At 66.2% G+C, this 14,471-nt stretch carries 19 protein-coding genes; 16 read left to right on the plus strand and 3 right to left on the minus strand.

All coding sequences use genetic code 11. From position 1 onward, the window contains the following. The 7 genes from hisD to hisA all read left to right on the plus strand — a co-directional run bounded on the left by hisD (window position 1) and on the right by hisA (window position 5,724). On the plus strand, window positions 1-1,323 hold the full coding sequence (gene hisD, locus ASD05_RS00270) for a histidinol dehydrogenase (RefSeq protein ID WP_056586033.1): 1,323 nt from the start codon (window positions 1-3) through the stop codon (window positions 1,321-1,323). Window positions 1,324-1,361: 38 nt separating this feature from the next. Next, complete coding sequence (locus tag ASD05_RS00275) at window positions 1,362-2,195, plus strand: hypothetical protein (RefSeq protein ID WP_056586036.1); 834 nt, start codon at window positions 1,362-1,364, stop codon at window positions 2,193-2,195. Between the two features lie 5 nt (window positions 2,196-2,200). Then, on the plus strand, window positions 2,201-2,548 hold the full coding sequence (locus ASD05_RS00280; RefSeq protein WP_235507820.1) for a hypothetical protein: 348 nt from the start codon (window positions 2,201-2,203) through the stop codon (window positions 2,546-2,548). Next, window positions 2,545-3,636 carry a histidinol-phosphate transaminase gene (gene hisC / locus ASD05_RS00285; RefSeq protein ID WP_056586045.1) on the plus strand — a complete coding sequence of 364 codons (1,092 nt, stop codon included), beginning with the start codon at window positions 2,545-2,547 and terminating at the stop codon, window positions 3,634-3,636. Before ASD05_RS00280 ends, hisC begins: the two co-directional genes overlap by 4 nt. Then, window positions 3,633-4,241, plus strand: a complete 609-nt coding sequence (gene hisB / locus ASD05_RS00290) for an imidazoleglycerol-phosphate dehydratase HisB (RefSeq protein ID WP_007835258.1) — start codon at window positions 3,633-3,635, stop codon at window positions 4,239-4,241. Before hisC ends, hisB begins: the two co-directional genes overlap by 4 nt. A gap of 19 nt (window positions 4,242-4,260) precedes the next feature. Next, window positions 4,261-4,920 carry an imidazole glycerol phosphate synthase subunit HisH gene (gene hisH / locus ASD05_RS00295; protein ID WP_056586051.1) on the plus strand — a complete coding sequence of 220 codons (660 nt, stop codon included), beginning with the start codon at window positions 4,261-4,263 and terminating at the stop codon, window positions 4,918-4,920. A 63-nt stretch (window positions 4,921-4,983) separates the two neighbouring features. Next, complete coding sequence (gene hisA / locus ASD05_RS00300) at window positions 4,984-5,724, plus strand: 1-(5-phosphoribosyl)-5-[(5-phosphoribosylamino)methylideneamino]imidazole-4-carboxamide isomerase (protein WP_007835261.1); 741 nt, start codon at window positions 4,984-4,986, stop codon at window positions 5,722-5,724. A 257-nt stretch (window positions 5,725-5,981) separates the two neighbouring features. On the opposite strand, the gene ASD05_RS00305 is transcribed toward hisA, so the two are convergent. Next, complete coding sequence (locus ASD05_RS00305) at window positions 5,982-6,902, minus strand: amino acid ABC transporter substrate-binding protein (protein ID WP_056586054.1); 921 nt, start codon at window positions 6,900-6,902, stop codon at window positions 5,982-5,984. Window positions 6,903-6,910: 8 nt separating this feature from the next. Beyond that, on the minus strand, window positions 6,911-8,215 hold the full coding sequence (locus ASD05_RS00310) for a dicarboxylate/amino acid:cation symporter (protein WP_056586056.1): 1,305 nt from the start codon (window positions 8,213-8,215) through the stop codon (window positions 6,911-6,913). A gap of 168 nt (window positions 8,216-8,383) precedes the next feature. On the opposite strand from ASD05_RS00310, the gene ASD05_RS00315 reads away from it, so the two are divergent. The 9 genes from ASD05_RS00315 (at window position 8,384) to tatC (ending at window position 13,264) form a co-directional block, all read left to right on the plus strand. Beyond that, complete coding sequence (locus ASD05_RS00315) at window positions 8,384-9,217, plus strand: D-hexose-6-phosphate mutarotase (protein ID WP_056586058.1); 834 nt, start codon at window positions 8,384-8,386, stop codon at window positions 9,215-9,217. A 22-nt stretch (window positions 9,218-9,239) separates the two neighbouring features. Beyond that, on the plus strand, window positions 9,240-10,025 hold the full coding sequence (gene hisF, locus ASD05_RS00320; protein ID WP_007835271.1) for an imidazole glycerol phosphate synthase subunit HisF: 786 nt from the start codon (window positions 9,240-9,242) through the stop codon (window positions 10,023-10,025). A 41-nt stretch (window positions 10,026-10,066) separates the two neighbouring features. Next, window positions 10,067-10,456 carry a phosphoribosyl-AMP cyclohydrolase gene (hisI, locus tag ASD05_RS00325; RefSeq protein ID WP_056586060.1) on the plus strand — a complete coding sequence of 130 codons (390 nt, stop codon included), beginning with the start codon at window positions 10,067-10,069 and terminating at the stop codon, window positions 10,454-10,456. Then, window positions 10,453-10,845, plus strand: coding sequence for a phosphoribosyl-ATP diphosphatase (locus ASD05_RS00330; protein ID WP_056586062.1), 393 nt, complete (start codon window positions 10,453-10,455; stop codon window positions 10,843-10,845). The genes hisI and ASD05_RS00330 overlap by 4 nt, the downstream gene beginning before the upstream one ends. A gap of 13 nt (window positions 10,846-10,858) precedes the next feature. Next, window positions 10,859-11,248 carry a DUF4870 family protein gene (locus ASD05_RS00335; RefSeq protein WP_007835277.1) on the plus strand — a complete coding sequence of 130 codons (390 nt, stop codon included), beginning with the start codon at window positions 10,859-10,861 and terminating at the stop codon, window positions 11,246-11,248. Continuing rightward, window positions 11,238-11,597 (plus strand): histidine triad nucleotide-binding protein, encoded by a 360-nt coding sequence (locus ASD05_RS00340; RefSeq protein ID WP_056586064.1) that lies wholly within the window; start codon window positions 11,238-11,240, stop codon window positions 11,595-11,597. The genes ASD05_RS00335 and ASD05_RS00340 overlap by 11 nt, the downstream gene beginning before the upstream one ends. Window positions 11,598-11,662: 65 nt before the next feature. Then, window positions 11,663-11,905 (plus strand): Sec-independent protein translocase subunit TatA, encoded by a 243-nt coding sequence (gene tatA / locus ASD05_RS00345; RefSeq protein ID WP_007835282.1) that lies wholly within the window; start codon window positions 11,663-11,665, stop codon window positions 11,903-11,905. Between the two features lie 16 nt (window positions 11,906-11,921). Next, window positions 11,922-12,389, plus strand: a complete 468-nt coding sequence (gene tatB / locus ASD05_RS00350) for a Sec-independent protein translocase protein TatB (protein ID WP_007835284.1) — start codon at window positions 11,922-11,924, stop codon at window positions 12,387-12,389. 65 nt (window positions 12,390-12,454) lie between these two features. Further along, window positions 12,455-13,264, plus strand: a complete 810-nt coding sequence (gene tatC, locus ASD05_RS00355) for a twin-arginine translocase subunit TatC (RefSeq protein WP_056586067.1) — start codon at window positions 12,455-12,457, stop codon at window positions 13,262-13,264. Window positions 13,265-13,287: 23 nt separating this feature from the next. Here the strand turns inward: tatC and ASD05_RS00360 are convergent, their stop codons facing one another. After that, a complete protein-coding gene (locus ASD05_RS00360; protein WP_007835300.1) occupies window positions 13,288-14,454 on the minus strand; it encodes a trypsin-like peptidase domain-containing protein in 1,167 nt (388 codons plus the stop codon). Between the last annotated feature and the right edge of the window lie 17 nt (window positions 14,455-14,471).

A 14,471-nucleotide genomic window follows, 5' to 3' on the forward strand; every position in this document is an offset into this window, starting at 1 on the left:
ATGACTCTGAAAGCAGCCCCCGCCCGACTGTCCACGACTTCAGCCAGCTTCGACGCTGAATTCAAGGCGCGGCTGCATTGGTCCGCGGACGCGGATGCGGCCATCGAGAAGGTGGTGGCGGACATCCTGGCCGACGTTCAAACGCGTGGCGACGTTGCGGTGCTGGAGTACACGAATCGCTTCGACAAGCTCGACGCGAAGACGCTGCCCGAGCTGGAGCTGACCCAGGCCGAACTGAAGGCCGCCTTCGAGTCGCTGCCCGCCGCGCAGCGTGACGCGCTCGAAGCCGCCGCACGCCGCGTGCGCAGCTACCACGAGGCCCAGAAGAAGGCCTCGGGCGAGAGCTGGAGCTACCGCGACGCCGACGGCACGCTGCTCGGCCAGAAGGTCACGCCGCTCGACCGTGTCGGCATCTACGTGCCGGGCGGCAAGGCTGCCTATCCGTCGAGTGTGCTGATGAACGCCATTCCCGCGCACGTCGCGGGCGTCGCCGAAATCATCATGGTCGTGCCGACGCCGAAGGGCGAGAAGAACCAGCTCGTGCTGGCCGCCGCCTACGTGGCCGGCGTCACGCGCGCCTTCACCATCGGCGGCGCACAAGCCGTGGCCGCGCTGGCCTACGGCACCGCGACCGTTCCCGCCGTCGACAAGATCACCGGCCCCGGCAACGCCTATGTGGCCGCAGCCAAGCGCCGCGTGTTCGGCACCGTGGGCATCGACATGATCGCGGGCCCGAGCGAAATCCTCGTGCTGGCCGACGGCACCACGCCGCCCGAGTGGGTGGCGATGGACTTGTTCAGCCAGGCCGAGCACGACGAGCTGGCACAGAGCATCCTGCTGTGCCCCGACGCCGCCTACATCGACCGCGTGCAGGCCGAGATCGATCGCCTGCTGCCCACCATGCCGCGCGCCGAAATCATCGCCGCCTCGCTCAACGGCCGCGGCGCGCTGATCCACACCAAGAGCATGGAAGAGGCCTGCGAGATCAGCAACCGCATCGCGCCCGAGCACCTGGAGGTCAGCAGCAGCGAACCGAACCGCTGGGAGCCGCTGCTGCGCCACGCCGGCGCGATTTTCCTCGGCGCCTTCACCAGCGAGAGCCTGGGCGACTACTGCGCCGGGCCGAACCACGTGCTGCCGACCAGCGGCACGGCGCGCTTCTCGAGCCCGCTGGGCGTCTACGACTTCCAGAAGCGCTCCAGCCTGATCGAGGTCAGCGAGGCCGGCGCCCAGGTGCTCGGCCCGGTCGCCGTCACGCTGGCCGAGGGCGAGGGCCTGCAGGCGCACGCCGAGGCCGCCCGCATGCGGCTGCGTAAGATCTGAGCTCCAACAACAACCCGTCCCCGGGAGGAGCAAGCAAGATGATCGATCGTCTCTTCGGTTCGCGTCTGTTCAGGTTCGCCGCGACTGCCATTGCGGGGGCCGCGCTGTTGGCCGCCTGCAGCCAGATGCCGCAGGCTCCGCGCGAATCGGCCGCCGCCAGCGCCATGCCCAGCGCCGCTGCGCCGGCCGCACCCGCGCCGCAGCTTGGCACGCAATGGGGCGAGGGCATCGAATCGAAGACCCGCACCGTCGTCGCCAAGCGCCTGTCCGACCGGCCGGACGACGTGGCCTCGGTGGGCTACAACGAAGCCTCCGCCGTGCGCCGCGTGGTGGGCAGCAATCCCGAGCGGCGGCTGAACCTGCTGCTGGCCGACGGCGATGTCGAATGGTCCGTGCTCGACGAGGACGGCCGTCCGCTGCCCCTGCAGCGCACCCGCCGGGGCAGCGGCGGGGAGGACATGTTCCGTCTCGCCGGTGTCGAAGGCGCGCGCTACACACTGCGCTTTCGCAACCTGAGCGAGCGCAGCTACGAAGTGATCGCCACCGTCGACGGCCTTGACGTGCTCAACGGCAAGCCCGGCAGCATGCGCAACGGCGGCTACGTGCTGCGGCCGCTGCAGTCGCTGACCATCGAGGGCTTCCGCAAGAGCCAGAACGAGGTGGCGGCCTTCCGTTTTTCCGCGCCCGGCCGCGCCTACGCCGCGAACACCGAAGCCGGCGACGTGCGCAACGTCGGCGTGATCGGTGCCGCGCTGTTCGAACTCGAAGAGCGCGATGCCCCGCGCCGCCAGCGCCGTGGCGCCGACGCGTCGCAGCCCAGCGCCTTCCCGGCCGACGGCGCCTACGCGCCGCCGCCGCGCTACCGCAGGTGATGCCGATGAAGCGTGCCGCGTTCCTGCTGCTCGCACTCGCCGCCGCCGCCGGCGCGCAGGCCATGAGCATTCGCGAGCTGCGCACGCTCGAGGCCAACGAGAAGGAGGGCAAGGCCTACGCCAGCTACTACCTGGTCGGCGTGCTCGAAGGCCTGCGCGAAGGCGTCGAATCTTCGCAGCGCAACGGCCAGAAGCCGCTGTTCTGCGTCGAGGGCCGCCGCCTCGAACCCTCCATGGCCCGTTCGCTCTACCAGACCGAGCTGACCCGCAACGCCGACAGTTACGAAGCCGACATGCCCGTGCAACTGGTCATGTCCGGCGCCCTCAAGAACAGCTACCACTGCACCCGATGACCGCTCCTGAATCCGCTCGCCCGCCGTTCGACCGCATCCGCCACGACGTGCGGGCCATGCATGGCTATGCGGTGCAGGACGCGCGCGGCTTCATCAAGCTCGACGCCATGGAAAACCCCTTCGGCCTGCCGCCCGCGCTGCAGGCCGAACTCGGCAAGCGGCTCGGCGCGCTGGCGCTCAACCGCTACCCCGGCGACCGCGGCGCCGACCTGCGCAGCGCGCTGGCGGCACATGCGCAAATGCCTGAAGGCTTCGCGCTGATGCTGGGCAACGGGTCAGACGAACTGATCTCGCTGCTGGCCATCGCCTGCGACCTGCCGGGCGCGACCGTGCTGGCACCCGTGCCCGGCTTCGTGATGTACGCCATGAGCGCGAAGCTCCAGGGCCTGAAGTTCGTTGGCGTGCCGCTCACGGCCGACTTCGAGCTCGACGAGGCCGCCATGCTGGCCGCCATCGAGCGCGAGAAGCCCGCCATCGTCTATCTCGCGTACCCCAACAACCCGACCGCCAACCTCTGGGACGACGCCGTCCTCGAGAAGATCGTCGAAGCCCAGGGCGCGCAGGGCGGCCTGGTGGTGATCGACGAGGCCTACCAGCCCTTTGCCGCCCGCAGCTACATCGACCGGCTGGCGAAGCACGGCCACGTGCTGCTGATGCGCACGCTCAGCAAGTTCGGGCTGGCCGGCATCCGCCTGGGCTACATGATGGGGCCGGCCGCGCTGGTCGCCGAGATCGACAAGGTGCGCCCGCCCTACAACATCAGCGTGCTCAACTGCGAGGCCGCGCTGTTCGCGCTGGAGCATGCCGACGTGTTCGAGGCCCAGGCCCGGCAGATCCGCGAGGAGCGCGAGCGCCTGATCACGGGGCTCGGCCGCCTGCCCGGCGTGAAGACCTGGCCCAGCGACGCCAACATGATCCTCCTGCGCGTGCCCGATGCCGCCAGGACTTTCGAGGGTATGAAGGCTCGCGGCGTTCTGGTGAAGAACGTTTCTAAAATGCATGAACTGCTCGCGAACTGCCTGCGCCTCACCGTCGGAACGGCCGACGAGAATGCGCGGATGCTCGCGGCGCTCGAAGCCTCACTATGACCACCCCCCAGATTGCCGATCGCACAGCGACGGTCACCCGCAACACCGCCGAGACGAAGATCACCGTCAGCGTGAACCTCGACGGCACCGGCCGCGCCAAGCTTTCCACCGGCATCGGCTTCTTCGACCACATGCTCGACCAGATCGCCCGCCACGGGCTGATCGACCTCGACATCGACTGCCAGGGCGACCTGCACATCGACGGGCACCACACGGTGGAAGACGTGGGCATCACGCTGGGCCAGGCCGTGGCCAAGGCCGTCGGCGACAAGAAAGGCATCCGCCGCTACGGCCATGCCTATGTGCCGCTCGACGAGGCGCTGAGCCGTGTCGTCATCGACTTCTCGGGCCGTCCGGGCCTCGTGATGCACGTGCCTTTCACCAGCGGGATGATCGGCACCTTCGACAGCCAGCTCACCTACGAATTCTTCCAGGGCTTCGTGAACCACGCCTTCGTCTCGCTGCACATCGACAACCTCAAGGGCGTCAATGCGCATCACCAGTGCGAGACGGTGTTCAAGGCTTTTGCGCGCGCCATGCGCGGCGCGCTCGAAATCGATCCCCGCTCCGTCGGGGTCATTCCATCGACCAAGGGTTCGCTCTGAAGCCCGCCAGCGAACAGCTATGAAATCTGTAGCAGCAAATACCGTCGCGGTCGTCGACTACGGCATGGGCAACCTGCACTCGGTGTCGCAGGCCGTTCGCCATGCGGCCGACCAGGTGGGCGTGGAGGTGTTCGTCACCTCCGACCCCGACGTGGTCCGCAAGGCGACCCGTGTGGTGCTGCCGGGGCAGGGCGCCATGCCCGACTGCATGCGCGAGCTGCGCGACTCCGGCCTTCAGGAGTCGGTGCTCGAGGCGGCCGCCAGCAAGCCGCTGTTCGGCGTGTGCGTGGGCATGCAGATGATGCTGTCGCGCAGCGACGAAGGCCCGACCGACGGCTTGGGCCTCATTCCAGGTGAAGTCGTCAAGTTCGACCTGATCGGGCGCCTGCAGGCCGACGGCAGCCGCTTCAAGGTGCCGCAGATGGGCTGGAACCAGGTGCGCCAGGCCCAGCCGCATCCGGTGTGGGCGGGCGTGCCCGATCTGAGCTATTTTTACTTCGTGCACAGCTTCTACGCCTGTCCGGTGAACCCCAAACACAGCGTGGGCGAGGCGGAATACGGCGCGAGCTTTACCGCGGCCATCGCACGCGATAACATTTTTGCCACCCAGTTCCACCCGGAGAAGAGTGCGGACCACGGGTTGCAGCTCTATCGCAATTTCCTCCACTGGAAACCCTGAACCTATTTTTCCGACCGGGCCGACACTCCCACAGCCCGGATCTCGCATACTCGCGTCACTTCCATGCTCCTCATTCCCGCCATTGATCTCAAAGACGGCCACTGCGTTCGCCTCAAACAGGGCGACATGGACCAGTCCACCATCTTCAGCGAAGACCCTGCCGCCATGGCCCGCAAGTGGGTCGAGGCCGGCGCGCGCCGGCTGCACCTGGTCGACCTGAATGGCGCCTTCGCCGGCAAGCCGCAGAACCATGCGGCGATCAAGGCGATCCTGAAAGAGGTGGGCGACGACATCCCGGTGCAGCTCGGCGGCGGCATCCGCGACCTCGACACCATCGAGCGCTACATCGACGACGGCCTGCGCTACGTGATCATCGGCACCGCCGCAGTCAAGAACCCCGGCTTCCTGAAGGACGCCTGCAGCGCCTTCGGCGGCCACATCATCGTGGGCCTGGACGCCAAGGACGGCAAGGTCGCCACCGACGGCTGGAGCAAGCTCACGGGCCACGAGGTGGCCGACCTGGGCAAGAAGTTCGAGGACTACGGCGTCGAGTCGATCATCTACACCGACATCGGCCGCGACGGCATGCTCTCGGGCATCAACATCGAGGCCACCGTCAAGCTCGCGCAGGCGCTGACCATCCCCGTGATCGCCTCGGGCGGCCTGTCGAACATGGCCGACATCGACAAGCTCTGCGAAGTCGAATCCGACGGCGTGGAAGGTGTGATCTGCGGCCGCGCGATCTACTCGGGCGACCTCGACTTCGCCGCCGCGCAGGCCCGCGCGGACGAACTGGCGGCCTGACGCATTGCCGGCGCCGGCCGGGGCGGGCGCGCCGGTTCCTGTTCAGGCTCGGCTTCCTCGAGGTCTTGATCGCCTGCCAGCAGGCTCAGGAGGACCCCGGCGAGGACGATCGCCAGTCCGAGTACCGCCACCGCTTCCAGAAAGAATGTCATGGCGCCATGCCGTTGAGATGCTCCCAAGGTTTCTCAGGCGATTGGACGAAATCCTCCTGACCGTTCGCTGAGTAAGAAAACGTCAGGCCGCGCCACGAAAAGAAGCTATTCGGACTTCACCGACATCGTCTGGATGATCGTTTCCAGCTGCGCGCTCATCGGCAGATTGATGCTCTCCCCCGAAGGCAGCTTGCGCAGGAACCAGCGCTTGTACTGCCGATGGATCTCGCCGTCTTCCGCCAGCACCTGGAAGGTGTCGATGACCAACTTGTTCAGCTGCGGATCGTCCTTGCGGTACATGATCCCGTAGGGGTCGTAGGAGAGGAAGTCGCCGACCACCTCATAGTTGCCCTTGGCGGCGTCCTGTGCAATCAGGCCGTAGAGCAGCACGTCGTCGGTCGCGAAGGCGTCGGCCTGGCCGCTCTTCACCAGCGCGAACGACTCCGCGTGGTCGCGCGCCACCCGCAGGTCGATGTTCAGCTTGAACTTTTCCGACAGGTCGCGCAGCGTCTTCTCGTTGGTGGTGCCGGCCGTCACCGCCACCTTCTTGCCCGCGAGGTCGCGGAACGACTTGATTGGCGAGCCCTTCTTCACGAGCACCTTGGTGCCCGAGACGAACATCGTCGGCGAGAAGCTCACGCGCTTCTGGCGCTCGAGGTTGTTGGTGGTCGAGCCGCATTCCAGGTCGACCTTGCCGCTCGCGACCGCGTCGATGCGCGAGTCGGGCGTGACGGGCACCCACTTGATGGTGAGGCTCTTGTTCACCGCGTCCTCGATGGCCGTCACCAGCGCGCGGCAAAGCTCGATCGAATAGCCGATCGGCTCCTTGCGCGCATTGAGGTACGAGAACGGCACCGACGACTCGCGATAGCCGATGGTGATGGCGCCGGTTTCGCGCGCCTTGGCAAGAGTGCCGGTCAGCGCGACGGGGGCTTGCTCCTGCGCCTGTGCCGGCCTTGCCGGCACGAGCATGGCGGCCGCCAGCAGTACGGCGAGAAAAACCGACGGCGTGGCCTTGGGCTTCATGGCGCGCCTCACGCGTGTGCGGGGTGGGCGAGGGTGGCCGCCGCCTCTTCGTCGATCGCGCGGGCGTTGACCTCTGCATCGCGCTCGGACATCAGTTCGCCCTCCCACTTGGCGACCACCGCGGTGGCAATGGAGTTGCCCACCGCGTTGGTGGCCGAGCGGCCCATGTCGAGGAAGGTGTCCACGCCCAGAATCAGCAGCAGGCCGGCTTCGGGAATGTCGAAGTGGTTCAGCGTGGCGGCAATCACCACCAGCGAGGCGCGCGGCACGCCGGCCATGCCCTTGGACGTGAGCATGAGGATCAGCAGCATCGTGATCTGCGTGCTGATCGGCATGTGGATGTTGTAGGCCTGGGCGATGAAGAGCACCGCGAAGGTGCAGTACATCATCGAGCCGTCGAGGTTGAACGAGTAGCCCATCGGCATCACGAAGCTCGAGATCTTGCGCTTCACGCCGAAACGGTCGAGCGCCTGCAGGATCTTCGGGTAGGCCGCTTCGGAGCTCGCGGTGGCGAACGACAGCAGGAAGGCTTCCTTGATGAGCACCAGCAGCTTGAACACGCGCGGGCCCAGGAACGAGAAGCCCGCCAGGACCAGCACGCCCCACAGCACGAACAGGCCCAGATAGAAGTCGCCCATGAACACCGCGAACTTCAGCAGGATGCTCAGGCCGTTGACGGCCACCGTGGCGGCCATGGCGGCCAGCACCGCCAGGGGTGCGAGCTTCATCACGTAGCCGGTGATCTTGAGCATCGCGTGCGACAGCTCCTCGATGGCCGCCACCAGTGTCTTGGCCTTGTCGCCCAGCGAGGCCAGCGCCACGCCGAAGAACATCGAGAACACCACGATCTGCAGGATCTCGTTGTTCGCCATGGCCTCGACGAACGACTTGGGCACGGTGTGGCTCACGAAGTCCTTCAGCGTGAACTTGGCGGTGGCCAGGTTGGCCGAGGCGCCGATGTCGGGCAGCGGCAGGCCCAGGTTCTCGCCGGGCTTGAGCAGGTTGGCCATGACCAGGCCGATCACCAACGAGATCAGCGAGGCGGTCAGGAACCAGCCGATGGCTTTGCCGAACACGCGGCCGACCGACTTGGCGTCGCCCATGTGCGCGATGCCCACCACCAGCGTGGAGAACACCAGCGGGCCGATCAGCATCTTGATCAGGCGCAGGAACACGTCAGAGACGATGGAGACGTAGTCTGCAATTTCTTTCGCGGCCTTTTTGTCCGGAAAGCTCGAGAAGATCATGTAGCCGACGACGATGCCGAGCACCATCGCGATCAGGATCCATGCGGCCATCGGCAGCTTCTTCATGCGTATCCCCTTTTGTCGTGTGAGAGTGATTTTCGAGTGCACGGGGCCGACTTGCATGCTGTCCCCGGATGCAAGCGGCCACAGGGTATCCAAGAAGGCCCCGTGCACGCAATGGGCCCTTGATGCCAATTCCGTGCCACCGCACGGTCGCTGCCTACAATTCCGGGCATGGAAACCAGCCTGATCGAGTTCCGCGGCCAGCCCGCCATCCGCGCCACGGGCGCCGATGGAAGCACCCTGACCGTTGCATTGCACGGCGCTCAAGTGCTCTCTTGGGCCACGGCCAGCGGGGTGGAGCGACTTTATCTGAGTCCGCGCGCGGTGTTCGACGGGCAGGCCGCCATTCGCGGCGGCGTGCCCATCTGCTGCCCCCAGTTCAACCAGCGCGGCATGCTGCCCAAGCATGGATTCATGCGCAATTTGCCTTGGTCGCAAGCGGCCGCCGATGCGCCGCAGACGCTGCGGTTGACGCTGCGCGACAACGAAGCCACCCGCAGGCTCTGGCCGCACGCTTTTGAGGCACGACTGGAAGCAACCCTGTCCGCCGGCGGGCTGCGCACCACGCTCACGCTCGTCAACATCGACCATGCGCCCTGGACCTTTGCGGCCGCGCTGCACACCTATCTGCGCGTCGACGACATCGCCCACGTGCGCCTCGAAGGCCTGCAGGGCGCCAACCGCTGGGATTCGCTGCGCGACGACCGCCATGTGGAAACCGCCGCGGCGCTGCATTTCGACGCGGAATTCGACAGCGTCTACGCCGCGCCCGCCAAGCCGCTGCGCCTCGTGCAGCCGGGCAGCACGCTCGAAATCGCGCAAAGCGCGAGCTGCAGCGAAACCGTGGTCTGGAACCCTGGCGCGGTGCTCGGTGCGAAACTCGCCGACATGCCCGAAGACGGCTTCCGCCACATGCTCTGCGTCGAGGCGGCCCGCATCGACGAGCCCGTCCTGCTGGCGCCCGGCGCCCAATGGCAGGGCTGGCAACAGCTCCGCGTTCTCTGATCTCCTACCGGTTCATCTTTTCATGCTTGCCAAACGCATCATTCCCTGCCTCGACGTCACCGGCGGCCGCGTCGTCAAGGGCGTCAACTTCCTCGAACTGCGCGATGCGGGAGACCCGGTCGAGATCGCCGCGCGCTACAACGCGCAGGGCGCCGACGAACTCACCTTCCTCGACATCACCGCCACCAGCGACGGACGCGACCTGATCCTGCCGATCATCGAAGCCGTGGCTTCGCAGGTCTTCATTCCGCTGACCGTGGGCGGCGGTGTGCGCACCGTGGCCGACGTGCGCCGGCTGCTCAATGCGGGCGCCGACAAGACCAGCTTCAACTCGGCCGCCATCTCGGATCCGCAGGTGATCAACGACGCCTCGCAGAAGTACGGCTCGCAGTGCATCGTGGTCGCCATCGACGCCAAGCGCCGCAGCCCCGAAGAGGCCGCCACGCGCGGCGCGGGCTGGGACGTGTACAGCCACGGCGGGCGCAAGAACACCGGCCTCGACGCCGTCGAATGGGCAGCCGAGATGGCGCGCCGCGGCGCCGGCGAGATCTTGCTGACCAGCATGGACCGCGACGGCACCAAGAGCGGCTTCGACCTGGAGCTGACCCGCGCCGTGAGCAATGCCGTCAACGTGCCGGTGATCGCGTCGGGCGGCGTGGGCAGCCTCGACGACCTGGCCGATGGCATCCAGACCGGCGGCGCCGACGCGGTGCTGGCGGCCAGCATCTTCCACTACGGCGAGCACACGGTGGGCGAGGCCAAAGCCCGCATGGCCGCGCGGGGCATTCCCGTGCGGATCGACCGTTGAACGTGCCTCAAGGGTCTTTTCCCATCCCCGACAATACCGCGATGAATTGGCTCGATGACGTGAAGTGGGATGCGAACGGCCTGGTGCCCGTGATCGCGCAGGAACAAGGCAGCAACGACGTGCTGATGTTCGCCTGGATGAACCGCGAGGCGCTCGAAAAGACCGCCGAACTGGGCCGCGCGGTGTATTTCAGCCGCTCGCGCAACAAGCTCTGGTTCAAGGGCGAGGAATCGGGCCACGTGCAGACCGTGCACGAGATCCGCCTCGACTGCGACAACGACGTGGTGCTCCTCAAGGTCACCCAGCTCGGCCACGAGCCCGGCATCGCCTGCCACACCGGCCGCCACAGCTGCTTCTTCAGCAAGTACGAGAACGGCGGCTGGACCGTGGTCGAACCCGTCTTGAAAGACCCGGAGTCGATCTACAAATGACGGCCACAGTGAACAACAGCACCTCCGACGCCCTTGCACGCCTGGCCGCGGTCATCGAAAGCCGCCTGCCCGCGCGCGGCGGCGACCCCGAGAAGAGCTACGTCGCGCGCCTGCTGCACAAGGGCCCCGACGCCTTCCTCAAGAAAATCGGCGAGGAAGCCACCGAGGTTGTGATGGCGGCCAAGGACGCCGACCACGGCGGCGATCGCGCCAAAATAGTGAACGAAGTGGCCGACCTCTGGTTCCACACCATGGTGGCGCTGGCGCACTACGGTTTTTCCCCCGCCGACGTCACCGCGGAACTCGAGCGCCGCGAAGGCACCAGCGGCATCGAGGAAAAGGCGCTGCGCAAGGTGCAGGCGCGGGAATCCGAAGCCTCCAACGATTGAAAGGACATCGACCATGGCCAACGACATCGTGAACGTGGAACCCGACGACTCCCTCAAGACCTGGGGCTGGGTCAGCTACATCCTGCACCTGATCGTGGCCATCGGCGCCGTCGTGCCGGGGGCGCAGGCCTCCGTGCTGCTATTGCTGATTGCGCTGGTGATCGACTTCGTCAAGCGCGACGACGCGGCCGGCACCTGGCAGGCCTCGCACTTCAGCTGGCGCATCCGCTCGGTGCTGTGGGCCGGCCTGCTGTACATCGTTACTTCGTGGCTCTGGCTGCTGTTCTTCGTGCCGGGCTGGATCGCCTGGAGCCTGATCTCGCTGTGGTTCCTGTACCGGATCGTGAAGGGCATGATCCGCATGAACGACGGCCGTCCCATGGAACCCAAAGATGTCATCTGACCCGAACTGCGTCTTCTGCAAAATCATCGAAGGCAAGATCCCCTCGCGCAAGGTCTACGAAGACGACGACCTGTTCGGTTTTCACGACATCTCGCCCTGGGCGCCGGTGCATTTCATGCTGGTGCCCAAGAAGCACATCGCCTCGATGGCGCAGCTTACGCCCGAAGACTCGGCGCTCATGGGCAAGATCATGATCCTGGCGCCCAAGCTGGCGCTGGAGCAGGGCTGCAGGCCCTATCCGGACGGCGGCTACCGGGTCGTCGTCAACACGGGCAGCGAGGGCGGGCAGGAGGTTCACCATCTCCATGTCCATGTCATGGGCGGCCCCCGCCCGTGGCTTCGCGGTTGAGTGGCATTAGTCCAAACTGTCACATTCCGCCCGACTAAAATCGGACACATTCTTAGGAGTTCTCCATGGGTTCTTTTTCCATCTGGCACTGGCTGATCGTGCTGCTCGTCGTGGTCATGATCTTCGGCACCAAGAAGCTGCGGAACATGGGTTCGGACCTTGGCGGCGCCGTCAAGGGCTTCAAGGACGGCATGAAGGACGGTTCGTCCGACGCTGCCACCCCGCCGGCCCCCACCCAGCAAGTGACTGGCCAGCCGGCCAACAGCGACAAGTCGACGATCGACGTCGAAGCGCGCCAGAAGTCCTGAGCGCGGGCAGCAGCACGTGCTCGACCTCGGCATTGAGAAGCTGGCGCTGATCGGCGTCGTGGCGCTGATCGTCATCGGTCCGGAAAAGCTGCCGCGCGTGGCCCGCACCGTCGGCACCTTGCTCGGCAAGGCGCAGCGCTACGTGAACGACGTCAAGGCCGAAGTCAACCGCTCGATGGAGCTCGACGAGCTCCGCAAGATGAAGACCACCGTCGAGGATGCGGCGCGCGACGTCGAGCACAGCATCCACACCGGCGCGAGCGAATTCGAGAAGCAGTTCAGCGGTTCGGGCGAAACCCTCTCGGCGCTGGCCGAACCCGAGCCGTCGCCGCCCGAATACAAGCATCCCCGCAAGAACTGGCGCCTGAAGCAGGGCGCCACGCCGCAGTGGTACAAGGCGCGCAACGGCGTGCGCACCAAGGCGCTGTCGGGTGCCGCGCGTGTCGCGCGCTTCCGCCCGCACACGATCAACAAGATCAACTAGCGTCCCCCACCACCGCGTTCCCCGAGCGCCGCACGCCGGCCGACGTCACGCTATCTTCTTTTCCAATGGCCGATTCCGACAACAAGAACAAAGACAAAGAAGACGAACTGGCGGGCACCGAACAGCCGTTCGTGGCGCACCTGGTCGAGCTTCGCGACCGCCTGCTCTACTGCGTCTATGGCCTCGTGGTCGCGGGCATCCTGCTGGCCATCTGGCCCGGCCCGGGCGGATTGATCGACCTGATCGCGATGCCGATCAAGGCGCACATGCCGCACGACGCGAAGCTCATCGCCATCGGCGTGTTCTCGCCGTTCTTCGTGCCGCTCAAGGTGCTGATGATGGCGGCCGTGCTGCTGGCGCTGCCCTGGCTCATGTACCAGGCGTGGATGTTCGTCGCGCCCGGTCTCTACAGCCATGAAAAGAAATTCGCGCTGCCACTGATCTTCTTCGGCAGCCTGCTGGCCTATGCCGGCATTGCGTTCGTGCAGCTCTTCGTGCTGGACAAGATGTTCAGCTTCATCCAGCGCTTTGCGCCCGCAGCGGTGCAGGCGACGCCCGACATTTCATCGTACGTCGAGGCCATCCTGTCGCTGTACATCGCCTTCGGCGTGGCCTTCCAGGTGCCGATCGTCGTGATGCTGCTGGTGCGCTTCGAGATGGTGACCATCGAGAAGCTGAAGTCCTTCCGCGGCTACTTCATCGTGGTCGCGTTCGTCGTGGCCGCGGTGCTTACGCCGCCCGACGTGGTGTCGCAGCTGGCGCTGGCGGTGCCGATGTGCCTGCTGTACGAGGTGGGCATCATCGGTGCCAAGTACTTCGCCAGTGCCGCCAGGAAGCCCGAAGAAGACGAAAGCGCCGATTCGGCGCAGTCCTGACCGGCTGGTCCGACGGCAGCCCGTTATTCGGGCTGCTGCTGATTCGGTACCTGCCGCACCGGGCTCTTCGGCCGCAGGCCCGGCATCACATCCAGTTCCATCTTGTCGCTGCCGCGCTGCAGCGCAAACCTCGCGGTGCTGCCGGGCTTCAGGCCGGCCACCGCGGTCAGCAGCGCCTGCACGTTGTCCGTCTTCTTCTCGCCCACCGAGGTGATCACGTCGCCGGGGCGGATGCCGGCCTTGGCAGCCGGGCCGTTCTGCAGCACGCCGGTGATGATCACGCCGGTGTCCGCCTTCACGCCGAAGGTCTCGGCCAGTTCGGGCGAGAGTTCATTCGGCTCCACGCCGATCCAGCCGCGGCGCACCTGGCCTTCCTTCACGATCCCTTCGAGCACGATCTTGGCCATCGACACCGGAATGGCGAAGCCGATGCCCATGCTGCCGCCCGAGCGCGAATAGATCGCGGTGTTGATGCCCTGCAGGTTGCCGTTAACGTCGATCAGCGCGCCGCCCGAGTTGCCGGGATTGATGGCCGCGTCGGTCTGGATGAAGTTCTCGAAGTTGTTGATGCCGAGCTGATTGCGGCCCAGCGCCGAGACGATGCCGCTGGTCACGGTCTGGCCCACGCCGAAGGGGTTGCCGATGGCCAGCACCTGGTCGCCCACCTGCAGCGCGTCGGAGTCGCCCAGCACGATCGCCGGCAACTTGTCGAGCTCGATCTTCAACACGGCCAGGTCGGTGTCGGGGTCGGTGCCGATCACCTTGCCGCGCGCGTGGCGGCTGTCGTTGAGCGTTACCTCGATCTCGTCGGCGCCCTCGACCACGTGGTTGTTGGTGAGGATGTAGCCGTCGGCGCTCACGATCACGCCGCTGCCCAGGCCCACCTGGGGCTGGTCATCCTGGTCGCCGAAGAAGAAGCGGAACCACGGGTCGTTGCTTCGCGGATGGCGCTGCGCGGCCTTGCTGGTGTTGATGCTCACCACCGCCGGCGAGGCCTTCTTGGCCGGCACGCTCAGGCTGCCGGCCGTCGGGATGTTCGGGTTGCCCGCGGGCGCCTCCACGATCGACACCACGCCGCCCAGCGAGGTCGCGCGCTTGTGGATCCACTCGGGCTTGAGCGTCGCGACGACGAAATAGGCCGCGAGCAGGACAGTCACGGCTTGTGCAAAGAGCAGCCAGGTGCGTTTCATGAAAGATTGGTGAAAAA

Origin of the sequence: Variovorax sp. Root434, assembly GCF_001426595.1 — a bacterium.
Taxonomy (GTDB): Bacteria; Pseudomonadota; Gammaproteobacteria; order Burkholderiales; family Burkholderiaceae_C; genus Variovorax.

Bases quoted from the DNA above. Each gene is read 5' to 3' on its own strand.
- hisD (WP_056586033.1), top strand. From the start codon at position 1: ATGACTCTGAAAGCAGCCCCCGCCCGACTGTCCACGACTTCAGCCAGC.
- ASD05_RS00275 (WP_056586036.1), top strand. From the start codon at position 1,362: ATGATCGATCGTCTCTTCGGTTCGCGTCTGTTCAGGTTCGCCGCGACT.
- ASD05_RS00280 (WP_235507820.1), top strand. From the start codon at position 2,201: ATGAAGCGTGCCGCGTTCCTGCTGCTCGCACTCGCCGCCGCCGCCGGC.
- hisC (WP_056586045.1), top strand. From the start codon at position 2,545: ATGACCGCTCCTGAATCCGCTCGCCCGCCGTTCGACCGCATCCGCCAC.
- hisB (WP_007835258.1), top strand. From the start codon at position 3,633: ATGACCACCCCCCAGATTGCCGATCGCACAGCGACGGTCACCCGCAAC.
- hisH (WP_056586051.1), top strand. From the start codon at position 4,261: ATGAAATCTGTAGCAGCAAATACCGTCGCGGTCGTCGACTACGGCATG.
- hisA (WP_007835261.1), top strand. From the start codon at position 4,984: ATGCTCCTCATTCCCGCCATTGATCTCAAAGACGGCCACTGCGTTCGC.
- ASD05_RS00305 (WP_056586054.1), bottom strand. From the start codon at position 6,902: ATGAAGCCCAAGGCCACGCCGTCGGTTTTTCTCGCCGTACTGCTGGCG.
- ASD05_RS00310 (WP_056586056.1), bottom strand. From the start codon at position 8,215: ATGAAGAAGCTGCCGATGGCCGCATGGATCCTGATCGCGATGGTGCTC.
- ASD05_RS00315 (WP_056586058.1), top strand. From the start codon at position 8,384: ATGGAAACCAGCCTGATCGAGTTCCGCGGCCAGCCCGCCATCCGCGCC.
- hisF (WP_007835271.1), top strand. From the start codon at position 9,240: ATGCTTGCCAAACGCATCATTCCCTGCCTCGACGTCACCGGCGGCCGC.
- hisI (WP_056586060.1), top strand. From the start codon at position 10,067: ATGAATTGGCTCGATGACGTGAAGTGGGATGCGAACGGCCTGGTGCCC.
- ASD05_RS00330 (WP_056586062.1), top strand. From the start codon at position 10,453: ATGACGGCCACAGTGAACAACAGCACCTCCGACGCCCTTGCACGCCTG.
- ASD05_RS00335 (WP_007835277.1), top strand. From the start codon at position 10,859: ATGGCCAACGACATCGTGAACGTGGAACCCGACGACTCCCTCAAGACC.
- ASD05_RS00340 (WP_056586064.1), top strand. From the start codon at position 11,238: ATGTCATCTGACCCGAACTGCGTCTTCTGCAAAATCATCGAAGGCAAG.
- tatA (WP_007835282.1), top strand. From the start codon at position 11,663: ATGGGTTCTTTTTCCATCTGGCACTGGCTGATCGTGCTGCTCGTCGTG.
- tatC (WP_056586067.1), top strand. From the start codon at position 12,455: ATGGCCGATTCCGACAACAAGAACAAAGACAAAGAAGACGAACTGGCG.
- ASD05_RS00360 (WP_007835300.1), bottom strand. From the start codon at position 14,454: ATGAAACGCACCTGGCTGCTCTTTGCACAAGCCGTGACTGTCCTGCTC.